The sequence below is a fragment of the Rhodoplanes sp. genome (assembly GCF_013377085.1).
Lineage (GTDB): Bacteria > Pseudomonadota > Alphaproteobacteria > Rhizobiales > Xanthobacteraceae > Rhodoplanes.
Map to the genome: position 1 here is coordinate 91,784 of NZ_JACAAX010000010.1, position 12,660 is coordinate 104,443.

The following is a 12,660-nucleotide window of genomic DNA, read 5'->3' on the forward strand; positions in this document are numbered from 1 at the left end:
CCCCGCGTCCCCGGGACTCAAAGCGAATATCGATAGAATTTGGTGTCGACGTCCATCACCGGGAACGACGGCGGAAGCTGCGATCGCGCCACTTCGACGAAGCCGTTCTTCTCGTAGAAGCGGTGTGCGGCGAGGAACTGCGCCGTCGTGCCGAGATGGATGGTCGCCAGCCCCCGGGCCCTGGACCAGGCGAGGGCGGTGCGCAGCAAACGACCCGCCGTACCGTGGTCGCGGCCGCGATAGCCGGGGGACACGAACATCTTGCGCAAGGCGGCCCCGGCCGCGCCGATATCCTTGAGCGCGATCGTGCCGACGACGCGGCCATCGTGCTGCGCCACCCAGAAATTGCCGTTGCCCGTCTGGTAATAGTGTTCGACGTCCGACAGGTCGGGTTGCTGCGCGGCCGTGATGGCAACGCCGAATTCGTCCCGCTGGATCGAAACGATCAGCTCGATCACGTCGGTCCGATCGATCCCGACATATTCCCGGACATCGACTCGCTCGGACATCGGGCTGTGCATCCTGCCTTGCGCGTGCCCTACCCTCGCGTGTTGACCCCGTCGCGGACGGCTCGGAAGCGGCGGAGCGCGTCCGACCAGGCGTCGTCGCGGGCGATGCCGACGATGCGCAGATAGGCACCGGAGCCGAACCGCACCCATTGCACCAGCTTGATCGGCGCGTCGGTCTTGGGGTCCTTGCCCTCGGCCATCACCTGGTGGGTGTGGGCACCGCCGCCGCCGAGCCGCAGCATCTCGGTGCCGACGACCCGCACGTCCTTGTAGCCGCCGAAGCCGGCCAGAAGGTTGCGGGCGAAGGTGTCGCGGGCCGAGTTCTCCTCCGGCCCGCCGCGACCGACCGTGACCAGCAGCAGCGGCTGCTCGGCGGCGTCGAGCGTATCCTTGGGTCCGTCGGTGAGCAGCGCGCCGTTGCTGCCGATCACCCGGATCGGCCGCATGCCCGAGAGGTCGTCGAGCCGGATCGGCAGCAGGCGGAGCTGCTCCTCGATCGGCACCTCGGTGCGCACCGCGAAGGAGGCCAGCATGTCGCGCACGGCGGCGTCCGGATAGGCCTTGGCGGACTCCTCGGGGACCTGGACGATGACCAGCGCGGCGCCCTCGCCGGCCGGCGCCAGCAGCAGCCATTTGCGCACCGCCTTGCCCTCGGCCTCCTGGCGGCCGGCCACCAGCGTGCCCTTGCCGCCGGCCGGGAAAGCCTCGCGGCGGTCCTCGGCGATGCCCTGCTTCTTGATGCGGTCGCGGGCGATCTGCTTGGCCGTCTCGGCGAAGGGCTGGCCCGTCACCTCGAGCAGCAGCACCGAGGCCCCCGTGTCCTTGTCCTCGAAGCCGGGGAAGCGCTCGCTCGCCTGCAGGCCGGGCGCCGGCGACAGCCCGATCCTCTGGCCGATCGGATAGACCGGGTCGGCCGCCCGGGCCGGGACGACCAGGGCGGCGGCCGCCAGCGCCGTGACCAGGGTCAGGCCGGCCAGCACGCGGCCGCAGGCAAACGGACGAAGCTTTCGAACCATCGACATGTCCTCGCGCCCCGATCGGCTCGGCCGTCCGGGTCGAGGACTGATGTCAGCCCAATGCGGCGCGGTTCGGGCAGACGGGCCGTCGACGCAGATCTGCGCCCCGCTCGCTGTCCGGCGGACCAGCCCTCAGGCCGGCGCAGCGCCGCGGCGGGATCGGCGCACGCCGCCCGCGGCAGGCGGCAGCGTGCCCTGCGGCGCGGTCTCCTGCGGCATGAGGTCGTAGCGGCGGCCGTTCGGCATCACCACATAGCGGGACACGACACGCAGCGCGCCATGGCGGTCCGGCTCGCCCTCGATCACCAGACGGGTCCCGACCGGAAATCGGCGGGGCAGTCGCTGCTTGGGGGTCATGGCAAAGCTCCAGGAGCAGTCTTCCGGGCGGCCGCGAACGGGCCGGTGGACCACGGGCGCGGCGGCCGGGCAGAGGCCGATGCGCCCGAAACGCCAATCTGCCCCGCGGCAGACAGATCGACGGCGGCTTCGCAGCCGGCCTGTCGACATGCTAGGAAGGCGTGATGACAAGGGCATGTCGGCCATGAGCGCCACCCTGACGACCAGCATCAAGGCTCCGGATCTCGCCGCCCAGATGGGCGACATCGGCCGGCGGGCCCGCGCGGCCGCGCGCGTCATCGCCCGGTCCGCCGCCACCGACAAGACCGAGGCGCTCGGCGCGATGGCCGAGTCGGTGCGCGCAGCCGCCCACGACATTCTCGCCGCCAATGCCGAGGACGTGACCGAGGCGCGCAGCCGCGGCGCCACCGCCGCGCTGATCGACCGGCTGCGGCTCGACGACAAGCGCATCGGCGCCATGGCGGACGGCATCGCCGTGGTCGCCGGCCTGCAAGATCCGGTCGGCGTCGCGATCGACGCCTGGACGCGGCCGAACGGCATGCGGATCGAGCGCGTGCGGGTGCCGCTCGGCGTCATCGGCGTGATCTACGAGAGCCGGCCGAACGTCACGGCCGACGCCGGCGCGCTGTGCCTGAAGGCCGGCAATGCCGTGATCCTTCGCGGCGGCTCCGACGGCTTCCGCTCTTCGCGCGCCATCCACAGGGCGCTGGTCGAGGGGCTGCACGCCGCCGACCTGCCCGAGGATGCGATCCAGCTCGTCCCCACCCGCGACCGCGCGGCCGTCGGCATGATGCTGGCGGGCCTCGACGGCAATCTCGACGTGCTGGTGCCACGCGGCGGCAAGGAGCTGGTCGCCCGCGTCCAGGCCGAGGCGCGGGTGCCGGTGTTCGCCCATCTCGACGGCAACTGCCATGTCTATGTCGACGCGGCGGCCGACCTCGCGATGGCCAAGAGCATCGTCCTCAATGCCAAGATGCGGCGCACCGGCGTCTGCGGCGCCGCCGAGACCCTGCTGGTCGACCGCGCCGCGGCGCCGACCCATCTGGCGCCTCTCGTCGGCATGCTGCTCGACGCCGGCTGCGCCGTGCGGGGCGACGCCGCCGCCCGCGCGGTCGATCCGCGCGTGACCGCGGCCGTCGAGGAAGACTGGTTCACCGAGTATCTCGACGCCGTCATCGCCGTGAAGGTGGTGGACGGCGTCGCCGACGCCATCCACCACATCGAGCACTACGGCTCGCACCACACCGACGCGATTGTCACCAACGACGGCGCCGCGGCCGAAAAATTCCTCGCCGAGGTCGACTCCGCCATCGTCCTGCACAATGCCTCGACCCAGTTCGCCGACGGCGGCGAGTTCGGGTTCGGGGCGGAAATCGGCATCGCCACCGGCCGGCTGCACGCCCGCGGCCCGGTCGGCGTCGAGCAGCTCACCACATTCAAGTACCGCATCCGCGGCTCGGGACAGACCCGTCCATAGGGTCCGACTGATCCTCCCGGCCGGGAGGGGGCGCGCGGAGCCGGAGGGATCGTCGAATTCCATGCCCATGGCGTACCAATCGCCCCGGCCCATCCCGGCACGGGATGACGCGGCGCTCAACGGCCGCGACTACCGTGTTCCGCCCTACGCGCCCGGCATGCGGGTCGGCCTGTTCGGCGGCACCTTCGATCCGCCCCACGAGGCGCATCTGGCCGCCTGCCTGCTGGCCATGCGGCGCCTGCAGCTCGACCGGGTGTGGTGGCTGGTGACGCCCGGCAACCCGCTCAAGAACACGGCCGGCCTCGCGCCGCTGGCCGAGCGGATCGCCGCCGCCCGCGCGCTCGCCCACCATCCCCGCATCGACGTGACCGGCTTCGAGGCCGCCGTCGGGGTGCGCTACACCTACGACACCGTCAAATACCTGGTGACGCGCTGCCACGGCGTGCGCTTCGTCTGGATCATGGGCGCCGACAATCTGCGCAGCTTCCACCGCTGGAACAATTGGCGCGGCATCGCGTCGCTGGTGCCGATCGTGGTGGTCGACCGGCTCGGCCCCAGCCTCTATGCCAGCGCCGGCGTTGCCGGGCAGGCGCTCGCCTTCGCCCGCGTGCGCGAGGAGAACGCGGTGCGTCTGCCGATGCTGCGGCCGCCCGCCTGGGCCTTCCTGCACGGGCTGAAATCGCCGCTGTCCTCGACCCAGTTGCGGGCCAGGCGCCGGCCGACGGCGGCCGAGATCGCCGCTGCGCGGCGGAGCGAGGCCGCATCGGGCGGCAACGGCAGCGCCGAGGCGACCGCCGAGACGGCGTCCGTCGGACCCGACGCGCCGATTGTGGCCCGGCCGCCCGAGTCCGAAAGAAACCGCCGGCAGGGCACCGGGGGAGGTTGAAACCGTTTACCCCGACCACCTATCTTGTGAGTCTCCCGGGCAACGGGCCCGGGTCTTGCTTGAAGGAAGGTCCCCTGACGACATCTGTGCGCCCGCGGGCGAGCGCTCAACGAAAGCCCGCCGTGGTCTCCCGTTCGGTATCCTCCGCTCCGGCGGCTTCCGCTTCGGCGTCAAAGCCGCGACCCGATGCCGACGAGACTCTCCGTCTGGTCCTCACACGCCTCGACGACATGAAGGCCGAGGACACCACCACCATCGACCTCCGCGACAAGTCGACGATCGCCGACACCATGGTGATCGCCAGCGGCCGCTCGAGCCGCCATGTCGGCTCGATCGCCGACCGGGTGATCGAGGACCTGCACAAGGCCGGGCTGAGGGCCCGCGTCGAGGGCATGCCGCATTGCGACTGGGTTCTGATCGACGCCGGCGACGTGGTCGTCCACGTGTTCCGGCCCGAAGTCCGCAGCTTCTACGCTCTCGAGAAGATGTGGGCCGGGCGGGACACGGGCACGCGCCGCGCGAGCTGAGCCCAGCGGAGCGACCATGCGGCTCGTCGTCGCCGCCGTCGGCCGCATGAAAGCCGGGGCCGAGCGCGAGCTCGCCGACCGCTATCTCGACCGCCTGGAGAAGGCCGGGCGGGCGATCGGCCTGCGCGGCGTCGAGGTGATCGAGATTCGCGACAGCCGCGCCCAGGAGGTGGAGCGCCGCCGCCTCGAGGAGGCGATCGCACTCGCCAATGTGATCCCGGACGGCGCCGCCACCGTGGTGCTCGACGAGCGCGGCGACAATCTCGACAGCGGCACCATCGCGGGCGAAATCCGCGCCTGGCGCGATTCGGGCCGCGAGGCCGCCGTGTTCGCGATCGGCGGCGCCGACGGGCTCGGACCCGAGATCAGGCGCCGCGCCGACGTGACGCTGTCGTTCGGCGCCGCCACCTGGCCGCACCAGCTCGTCCGCGTGATGCTGCTGGAGCAGCTCTACCGGGCGGCGACGATCCTGTCCGGCCACCCCTACCACCGCGGCTGAGGCGGATTGCGAGCCGGAATCATGGACTCCAATTCATCTTCGCCCGCCCGCAGGGACGCGAAGCCGCCCCAATCGGCCGCTACGAGCGTGCCGTTCCCAAGTTCCGCGATTCAGGCCCGACCGCGCAACCGATGACGCCGAGCCACGCCCTCCGACCCGCGCATGCCGCGCTCGCGCTGGCGTTGGCATTCGCCTGCGTGGCGGTGCCGGCGGTGCCCGGGCGTGCCCAATCGGAGCGCGCACCGCGCGGCCCGGCGACGCTCGACAGCATCCGCCAGCGCGACCAGGAGCTCGAGTCCATCAAGGCCGAGCAGAAGCGCGCGGTCGACACCGAGAAGGCGCTGCGCGCCGAGATCGACCGGCTCGGCGAGGACCGCCGCAAGCTCAACCAGACCATGATCGACACCGCCGCGCGGGTGCGCGGGGCCGAGCAGGCGATCGCCGCCATCGAGTCGCGGCTCGACCTCCTGGAGAGCACCGAGCACGGCATCAACGGCTCGCTGGAGGGGCGCCGCGCCATCATCGCGCAGGTGCTGGCCGCCCTGCAGCGGCTCGGCCGACGGCCGCCGCCGGCCCTGCTGGTGTCGCCCGACGACGCGCTGAGGTCGGTCCGCACCGCGATCCTGCTCGGCGCCGTGCTGCCGGAGCTGCGCAGCGAGGCGGAGGCGCTCGCCACCGACCTCGCCGACCTCGTGCGGGTGCGCCGCGAGAGCGCCGCCGAGCACGCCAAGCGGGCCAACGACCTGGCCGTCCTGTCGGAGGAGCGCACCCGTCTCGGTCTTCTGGTCGAGGAGCGCCAGCGCCGTCTCGGCGAGGTCGAGAAGGAGCTCGACGGGGCGCGCCGCCGCGCCATGCAGCTCGCCCTCCAGGCCGACAATCTCAAGGATCTGATCGCCCGGCTCGAGCAGAATCTCGATTCGGCCGCCCGCGCCGCGCGCACCCAGGCCGACCGCCAGGCCGACCGCCAGCCGGCCGAGCCGCGCCGCGACCTCGCCGCCCTGAAGGATCCCGGCCGGCTCGCGCCGGGCGTGGCCTTCGCCTCTGCCAAGGGCCTGCTGCCGCTGCCGGTGAACGGCGCGCGACTGCGCGAGTTCGGCGCCTCGGACACGCATGGCGGGACCGAGAAGGGGTTGTCGATTACCGCCCGCGCGGGCGCGCAGGTGACGGCGCCGTGCGACGGCTGGGTCGTCTATGCCGCCCCTTACCGCTCCTACGGCCAGCTCTTGATCCTCAACGCCGGCGGCGGATATCATGTGCTGCTGGCGGGCATGGAACGGATCACGGTCGACCTCGGCCAATTCGTCCTGACCGGAGAGCCCGTAGGGACGATGGGAACGAGCGGCCCGGCCACGGCAAGCACCGCCGCCGCCGGTGCCGCACAACCGATTCTCTATGTGGAATTCCGGAAAGACGGCCTCCCCGTCGATCCATCCCCATGGTGGGCAACCAACGATAGCGAGAAGGTCCGCGGATGATGCGAAAGACTTCACTGGTTCTCCTCGGGGCCGCGGCCGGCGCCGCCCTGACGGTGTTCGCGATCCAGCCGCCGACCACCGGGCTCCTGTGGTCCAGCGCCAAGGCCGCGTCGACCGACACCTATCGCCAGCTCAATCTGTTCGGCGACATCTTCGAGCGCGTGCGCTCGCACTATGTCGAGAAGCCCGACGATTCGAAGCTCGTCGAGTCGGCCATCAACGGCATGCTCAACGGGCTCGATCCGCATTCGAGCTACATGGATCCGAAGAGCTTCCGCGACATGCAGGTGCAGACCCGCGGCGAGTTCGGCGGGCTCGGCATCGAGGTCACCATGGAGGACGGGCTGGTCAAGGTGGTGGCGCCGATCGACGACACGCCGGCCGCCAAGGCGGGCATCCGCGCCAACGACGTGATCACGCATCTCGACGGCGAGGCCGTGCAGGGCATGACCCTGAACCAGGCGGTCGAGAAGATGCGTGGCCCCGTGAACACCAAGATCAATCTGAAGGTGATGCGCAAGGGCGCCGACAAGCCGATCGAGATCGCCATCACGCGCGACATCATCCGGGTGCGCTCGGTGCGCAGCCGGATCGAGGGCACCGACGTCGGCTACATCCGCGTCACCCAGTTCAACGAGCAGACCACCGAGGGCCTCAAGAAGGCGATCGGCGACATCACGGCGCAGATCCCGCCCGAGAAGCTGCGCGGCTTCGTCATCGACCTGCGCAACAATCCGGGCGGCCTGCTCGACCAGGCGATCTCGGTCTCCGACACCTTCCTGGACCGCGGCGAGATCGTCTCGACCCGCGGCCGCGATCCCGACGAGACCCAGCGCTTCAACGCCCGCCCGGGCGACCTGACCAAGGGCAAGCCCGTGATCGTGCTGGTCAACGGCGGCTCGGCCTCGGCCTCCGAGATCGTCGCCGGCGCCCTGCAGGACCACAAGCGCGCGACCCTGGTCGGCACGCGCTCGTTCGGCAAGGGCTCGGTGCAGACCATCATCCCGCTCGGCGCCGGCAACGGCGCGCTGCGGCTGACCACGGCCCGCTACTACACGCCGGCCGGCCGGTCGATCCAGGCCAAGGGGATCGTGCCGGACATCGAGGTCCTGCAGGAGGTACCCGAGGAGGTGAAGTCGCGCGCCGAGATGCGCGGCGAGTCCTCGCTGCGCGGCCATCTCAAGGCGGACGGCGAGGAGCAGGCCGGGTCGCAGTCCTACGTGCCGCCGGAGGCCAAGGACGACAAGGCCCTCAACCTCGCCCTCGAGCTGATGCGCGGCACCCAGGTGAACGCCGCCTTCCCGCCGAGCGCCAAGGCCGCCTCCGTGCCGAACTGAACGGCGCGCGCGCCCAACCGAGCTCGAAGGGGCGGCCGCAGGGCCGCCCCTTTCGTTTTAGGGCCCATTCGGTTTGACCCGGCGCCGACCGCATCCGTGTTTCCAACACGTGACGGAGTGCGTCGCGGAGCCACCGGCGCGAATCGCGTGTGCTAGATTCGCGGCGTGATTCGCGAGGAGTCCTCGGTGGCCGGCGACGACCTGGAAAAGCCGCTCGGCGTGACGGAGCCCGGGCGCAAGCGGCGCCATATCCCGATCGGCATGCCGATCGCGGCCCTGCTGGTGCTGTGCCTCGTCACCTTCGTGGGCTGGGCCTTCGTGGTCGACGATCCGCTCGGCGGCGAGCCGGTCGTGGTGGTGAAGCTGCCGGCCGCGCTCCCGGCCGCGGGCGGACCTGCGGGCGGCGCCGCGCCGGCGCCCGCTCCGTCCGGGGCGGAGGCACCGGCCGCGCCCAAGGTCGAGGCAGCCGCCGCTACCCCGGCACCGGCCGGCCCGGCCGCGGGCGGCCAGACCATCACGATCATCGACGGCTCGACCGGCAAGCGGCAGGAGGTCACGCTTCCCGCCGCGGGCGGCGCGGCCGGCGGCGAGGTCAAGCTCGCCGCGGTCGAGCAGAGCCTGCTGGAGGCGACCCGCCACGGCCACGTGCCGCGCATCGGCCTCAACGGCGGGCGTCCCTCGGTTGTCTATGCCCGCAAGCCGCCGCCCCTCAGCGACGGCGCCACCGCCCGGGTCGCCCTGGTGATCGGCGGCCTCGGGGTGAGCGCGACCGCCACGGCCGACGCGATGAAGAAGCTGCCGGGCGTCGTCACCTTCGCGTTCGTGCCTTACGGAAACGAGGTGGACAAGCTGGTGGCGAAGGCCCGCGGCGAAGGCCACGAGGTGCTGCTGCAGCTCCCGATGGAGCCGTTCGAGTATCCCGACAACGACCCCGGCCCGCAGACCCTGCTGACCTCTCTGACGCCCGAGCAGAACATCGACCGCATGCAGTGGGCGATGAGCCGCTTCCAGGGCTATGTCGGGATCGTCAACTACATGGGCGGCCGCTTCACCTCGACCGAGACGGCGATCGGCCCGGTGCTGCGCGAGGTGGCCAAGCGCGGCCTCGTCTATGTCGACGACGGCTCCTCGCCGCGCAGCCTCGCCGGCCAGTTCGCCGGCGCCAACAACCTGCCCTTCGCCAAGGCCGCCGTGGTGCTCGACGCGGTGCCCTCCAACGCCGAGCTCGACCGGGCGCTGGCCAAGCTGGAGGCTGTGGCGCGCGAGTCCGGCAGCGCCGTCGGCATCGCCCGCGCCCTGCCGCTGTCGATCGAGCGCCTCGCCCAGTGGGCCAAGCAGGCGGAGGGCCGCGGCATCGTGCTGGTGCCGATCACGGCGATCGCGGCCAAGGCCAAGGCGAGCTGATACCCGTCTTTCCTGTCCTCGCCATTCTCCGTCATTGCCGGGCTCGACCCGGCAATCCATCAAGCTGCGGAAAATGCTCTTCTTTCGAAGGGATGGATCGCCGGGTCGAGCCCGGCGATGACGGCGATGAAACTCCCGGTGAAGCCGTCGGCGAAAGCGGCTAGATTTGCGGTGCCCGCTCGGCGCCCCGCCGCGACCCCCGGATGTCCGGAGTTTTCATATGAGAGCCGTCGCCACGTTCGTCGCCCTCGCGATCCTGGCCGCGCCGCTGCCGGCGGCCGCCGCCGACGACGCCTATCCGACCCGTCCCGTCACCATGGTGGTGCCGTTCGCGGCCGGCGGCACCTCGGACGTGATCGCCCGCATCGTCTCCGAGCAGATGAGCCAGGCGCTCGGCCAGCGCATCCTCAACGAGAACGTCCCCGGCGCCGGCGGCTCGACGGCGCTGGCCCGCGTCGCCCGCGCGGTCCCCGACGGCTACATGATCGCCATCGGCAATGTCGGCACCAACGCGGCCGCCTACACGATCTATCCCGAGATCAAGTACACCAACGACGACTTCGTCCCGATCGGTCTGGCCGCCAAGACCGTGCCGGTGATCGCGGTGCGCAAGGATTTTCCGGCAGCCGACCTGAAGAGCTTCATCGCCTACGTGAAAGCCAATCCCGGCAAGGTCAATCTCGGCCATGCCGGCATCGGCTCGTCGAACTATCTCATCTGCAAGACCTTCATGGCGGCGGCCGGCATCGATGTGACGCTGGTGAGCTATCGGGGCGCCGCCCCCGCCCTCAACGACCTGATGGGCGGCCAGGTCGACGGCGTCTGCGACGCCGCCGCCTCGGTGACGGGGGCGATCCAGAACGGCCTCGTGCGCGGCCTCGTCGTGTCGGCGCAAAGCCGCATGCGCACCCTGCCGGACGTGCCGACCGCCGTGGAGGCCGGCCTGCCGGAGTGGCAGCAGCAGGGCTGGAACGCCCTGTTCGCCCCCAAGGGCACGCCGCAGGCCGTGCTCGACAGGCTGAACGTGGCGCTGCGCAAGGCGGTGGCGAGCGACGCGCTGCAGAAGCGCATGGACGATCTCGGCTCCATCCCGGCGACCGAGGACGAGATGGTGCCGGCGAATGCCGGCCGGCTGGTCACGGCCGAGATCGAGAAGTACCGCAAGGTGCTGGCGCCCTGAGCCGCAGGCGCCACACCGCTGACCATGAGACCCGCATGACCCGCTTCGAAGACCTTCCCTACCGTCCCTGCGTCGGCGTGATGGTGCTCAACCGCGACGGCCTCGCCTTCGTCGGGCGGCGCACCGAGGGGCCCGAGCACGTCGATGCCGTGCACGCCTGGCAGATGCCGCAGGGCGGCGTCGATCCGGGCGAGGACCCGTGGCCGGCGGCGCTGCGCGAACTGTGGGAGGAGACCTCGATCCGCTCGGTCGAGAAACTCGGCGAGATGCCCGAGTGGCTCGCCTACGACATCCCGCGCGCCATCGTCGGCCAGGCCTGGAAGGGCAGGTATCGCGGCCAGACGCAGAAATGGTACGCGCTGCGCTTCACCGGCGACGAGCGCGAGATCGACATCGCCAGCCCGGGCGGCGGCGCCCACAAGCCCGAGTTCGCCGCGTGGCGGTGGGAGCCGGTGGAAAACCTGCCGGGCCTGATCATCCCGTTCAAGCGGCCCGTCTACGAGCGGGTGGTGCAGGAGTTTTCGCGGTTCGCGACGCCGTAGCGGCCGCCCTGCCGGCGACGCGTCGAGCGGCGCGCCGCCCGCTCAGCGAAACAGCGGCTCACGGCGCGCGAACCGCGGCGCCAGCGCGTGGGCCTGCTCGTCCGGCTGCCAGCCGCGATAGACGACCGGATTGATGATGACGGCGCTCGCCGGTCCGGCCCGCAGGAGCACGCTCAGGGCCGGGTTGGTCCACGGCCAATTGTAGCCCTCGAACAGACCGCCGCGATACACCGCCGTCGCCTCGATCGGCACCCGCCCGGTGCGGGTCGTCACCTCCGATTCGAACGTCCTCGCCCAGTCGCGAAAGCCGACCGTGTGCACGAGGAACGGAATCAGCAGCGACCCGAGCAGCAGAAGCGCGACCCCGGAGACGGCGGCGTCCGGCTCGGCGACCGGCCGCCACCCGAGGCTCGCCGAGAACCGCCAGACGATCGTCACCAGCAGGATCCCGAACAGCCCGAGGCCGGCCACGGCCCGCGACAGGTAATGCATATCCGGGGGAAGCCACAGCATCGGCATCGCGACGAAGACGACCGACAGGACCGCGGCGCCGATCAGGGCGGCGCGCCGCGACGACGGTCGTCGCGACACCAGCGCGACCAGGACCGCGATGCTCATGAGGCAGGTGTAGACGACCTGCGGACTGCGGAGCACCTGCTTGACGGCGGCGGCGCCGGCCATGTTGCCGGGGCTGCTCGGAGACAGGATCGACCACGCCGCCACGGCCGCGCCGACCACAAACAGCACCGCCGCCAGCCCGAGCCCGGTCCGGGTGACGGCGGACGCGTCGTCACGCCGGACCAGCCGCACAAGCGACGCGCCGCACAGCAGCGGCCCGAGAAAGACCGTCGCCTCGTAGGACCGCGTCAGCGCGGCGGCGAGAGCGACCAGCACGACGACGCCGCCGGTCCGCAGCGGACCATCCTGGACGAGGATCGCGGCGCACAGGGCCGCCATCGCGTAGGTCAGATTGTACTCGCCGGCGGCGAAGAAGCCCGAATCGAGATAGGTCGCCGCGAATGCCCAGACGAGCAGCCAGAAGCAGCGTGACCGAAACAGCACCAGGAGGGCGCCGGTCCAGGCTGCCAGCGGCAGCACGACGAGGGCGGCGCTGTGCAGCCGGATCAGGCCGTTGAGATCCGCGACGCCCGCCTCGAGCGCCGCCACCACGGGCGCCTGCAGGATCAGATTGGCGAACAGCCGCGGCGGGTCGGTCGTCCAGAACCCGTCCGTCTTCAGGATCTGCAGCAAAAAGTAGGCGCCGTCCCCGTAGAGACCGCGGGCCGACCAGACGCCGGACACGGCCAGCGCGACGATCGCGAGCAGCACCGCGGCGCGGAGCACGGGATCGAGGGTCTTTGACAGCATGGGCCACTCTGTGAGGCGCCGGCGGCGCCGCGCGACGGTGCCGCGTCGGCGGCCGGACCGCAATCGGCAAGATGTCGATCGGC

Annotated in this window: 13 protein-coding genes; 9 read left to right on the plus strand and 4 right to left on the minus strand. The window is 71.4% G+C overall.

Features of this window, described 5'->3' with window-relative positions:
* Positions 1-17: 17 nt before the first annotated feature.
* From HXX10_RS09860 to HXX10_RS09870, 3 genes are all read right to left on the minus strand, one after another.
* Positions 18-509, minus strand: a complete 492-nt coding sequence (locus HXX10_RS09860; protein ID WP_296522002.1) for a GNAT family N-acetyltransferase — start codon at positions 507-509, stop codon at positions 18-20.
* Positions 510-538: 29 nt separating this feature from the next.
* A complete protein-coding gene (locus HXX10_RS09865) occupies positions 539-1,525 on the minus strand; it encodes a hypothetical protein (protein ID WP_296522003.1) in 987 nt (328 codons plus the stop codon).
* A gap of 132 nt (positions 1,526-1,657) precedes the next feature.
* Positions 1,658-1,882 (minus strand): hypothetical protein, encoded by a 225-nt coding sequence (locus HXX10_RS09870; protein WP_296522004.1) that lies wholly within the window; start codon positions 1,880-1,882, stop codon positions 1,658-1,660.
* Between the two features lie 184 nt (positions 1,883-2,066).
* Between HXX10_RS09870 and HXX10_RS09875 the strand changes: the two genes are divergently transcribed.
* The 9 genes from HXX10_RS09875 to HXX10_RS09915 all read left to right on the plus strand — a co-directional run bounded on the left by HXX10_RS09875 (position 2,067) and on the right by HXX10_RS09915 (position 11,209).
* Entirely contained in the window at positions 2,067-3,359 is a 1,293-nt protein-coding gene (locus tag HXX10_RS09875) for a glutamate-5-semialdehyde dehydrogenase (RefSeq protein ID WP_296522005.1), read from the plus strand.
* A 61-nt stretch (positions 3,360-3,420) separates the two neighbouring features.
* Positions 3,421-4,245, plus strand: coding sequence for a nicotinate-nucleotide adenylyltransferase (locus HXX10_RS09880; protein WP_367141954.1), 825 nt, complete (start codon positions 3,421-3,423; stop codon positions 4,243-4,245).
* Between the two features lie 122 nt (positions 4,246-4,367).
* Positions 4,368-4,772, plus strand: a complete 405-nt coding sequence (gene rsfS / locus HXX10_RS09885; RefSeq protein WP_296522006.1) for a ribosome silencing factor — start codon at positions 4,368-4,370, stop codon at positions 4,770-4,772.
* Positions 4,773-4,788: 16 nt separating this feature from the next.
* Entirely contained in the window at positions 4,789-5,271 is a 483-nt protein-coding gene (gene rlmH / locus HXX10_RS09890) for a 23S rRNA (pseudouridine(1915)-N(3))-methyltransferase RlmH (protein ID WP_296522007.1), read from the plus strand.
* 131 nt (positions 5,272-5,402) lie between these two features.
* Positions 5,403-6,746 (plus strand): peptidoglycan DD-metalloendopeptidase family protein, encoded by a 1,344-nt coding sequence (locus HXX10_RS09895; protein ID WP_296522008.1) that lies wholly within the window; start codon positions 5,403-5,405, stop codon positions 6,744-6,746.
* A complete protein-coding gene (locus tag HXX10_RS09900; protein WP_296522009.1) occupies positions 6,743-8,083 on the plus strand; it encodes a S41 family peptidase in 1,341 nt (446 codons plus the stop codon). The genes HXX10_RS09895 and HXX10_RS09900 overlap by 4 nt, the downstream gene beginning before the upstream one ends.
* A gap of 186 nt (positions 8,084-8,269) precedes the next feature.
* Complete coding sequence (locus HXX10_RS09905) at positions 8,270-9,487, plus strand: divergent polysaccharide deacetylase family protein (RefSeq protein ID WP_296522010.1); 1,218 nt, start codon at positions 8,270-8,272, stop codon at positions 9,485-9,487.
* Positions 9,488-9,707: 220 nt separating this feature from the next.
* Entirely contained in the window at positions 9,708-10,667 is a 960-nt protein-coding gene (locus HXX10_RS09910) for a tripartite tricarboxylate transporter substrate-binding protein (RefSeq protein WP_296522011.1), read from the plus strand.
* Positions 10,668-10,702: 35 nt separating this feature from the next.
* Positions 10,703-11,209 carry an RNA pyrophosphohydrolase gene (locus HXX10_RS09915; RefSeq protein ID WP_296522012.1) on the plus strand — a complete coding sequence of 169 codons (507 nt, stop codon included), beginning with the start codon at positions 10,703-10,705 and terminating at the stop codon, positions 11,207-11,209.
* 42 nt (positions 11,210-11,251) lie between these two features.
* Here HXX10_RS09915 and HXX10_RS09920 read toward each other — a convergent pair whose 3' ends face one another.
* Positions 11,252-12,577, minus strand: a complete 1,326-nt coding sequence (locus HXX10_RS09920; RefSeq protein ID WP_296522013.1) for a hypothetical protein — start codon at positions 12,575-12,577, stop codon at positions 11,252-11,254.
* Between the last annotated feature and the right edge of the window lie 83 nt (positions 12,578-12,660).

Bases quoted from the DNA above. Each gene is read 5' to 3' on its own strand.
- HXX10_RS09860 (WP_296522002.1), bottom strand. From the start codon at position 509: ATGTCCGAGCGAGTCGATGTCCGGGAATATGTCGGGATCGATCGGACC.
- HXX10_RS09865 (WP_296522003.1), bottom strand. From the start codon at position 1,525: ATGGTTCGAAAGCTTCGTCCGTTTGCCTGCGGCCGCGTGCTGGCCGGC.
- HXX10_RS09870 (WP_296522004.1), bottom strand. From the start codon at position 1,882: ATGACCCCCAAGCAGCGACTGCCCCGCCGATTTCCGGTCGGGACCCGT.
- HXX10_RS09875 (WP_296522005.1), top strand. From the start codon at position 2,067: ATGAGCGCCACCCTGACGACCAGCATCAAGGCTCCGGATCTCGCCGCC.
- HXX10_RS09880 (WP_367141954.1), top strand. From the start codon at position 3,421: ATGCCCATGGCGTACCAATCGCCCCGGCCCATCCCGGCACGGGATGAC.
- rlmH (WP_296522007.1), top strand. From the start codon at position 4,789: ATGCGGCTCGTCGTCGCCGCCGTCGGCCGCATGAAAGCCGGGGCCGAG.
- HXX10_RS09895 (WP_296522008.1), top strand. From the start codon at position 5,403: ATGACGCCGAGCCACGCCCTCCGACCCGCGCATGCCGCGCTCGCGCTG.
- HXX10_RS09900 (WP_296522009.1), top strand. From the start codon at position 6,743: ATGATGCGAAAGACTTCACTGGTTCTCCTCGGGGCCGCGGCCGGCGCC.
- HXX10_RS09910 (WP_296522011.1), top strand. From the start codon at position 9,708: ATGAGAGCCGTCGCCACGTTCGTCGCCCTCGCGATCCTGGCCGCGCCG.
- HXX10_RS09915 (WP_296522012.1), top strand. From the start codon at position 10,703: ATGACCCGCTTCGAAGACCTTCCCTACCGTCCCTGCGTCGGCGTGATG.
- HXX10_RS09920 (WP_296522013.1), bottom strand. From the start codon at position 12,577: ATGCTGTCAAAGACCCTCGATCCCGTGCTCCGCGCCGCGGTGCTGCTC.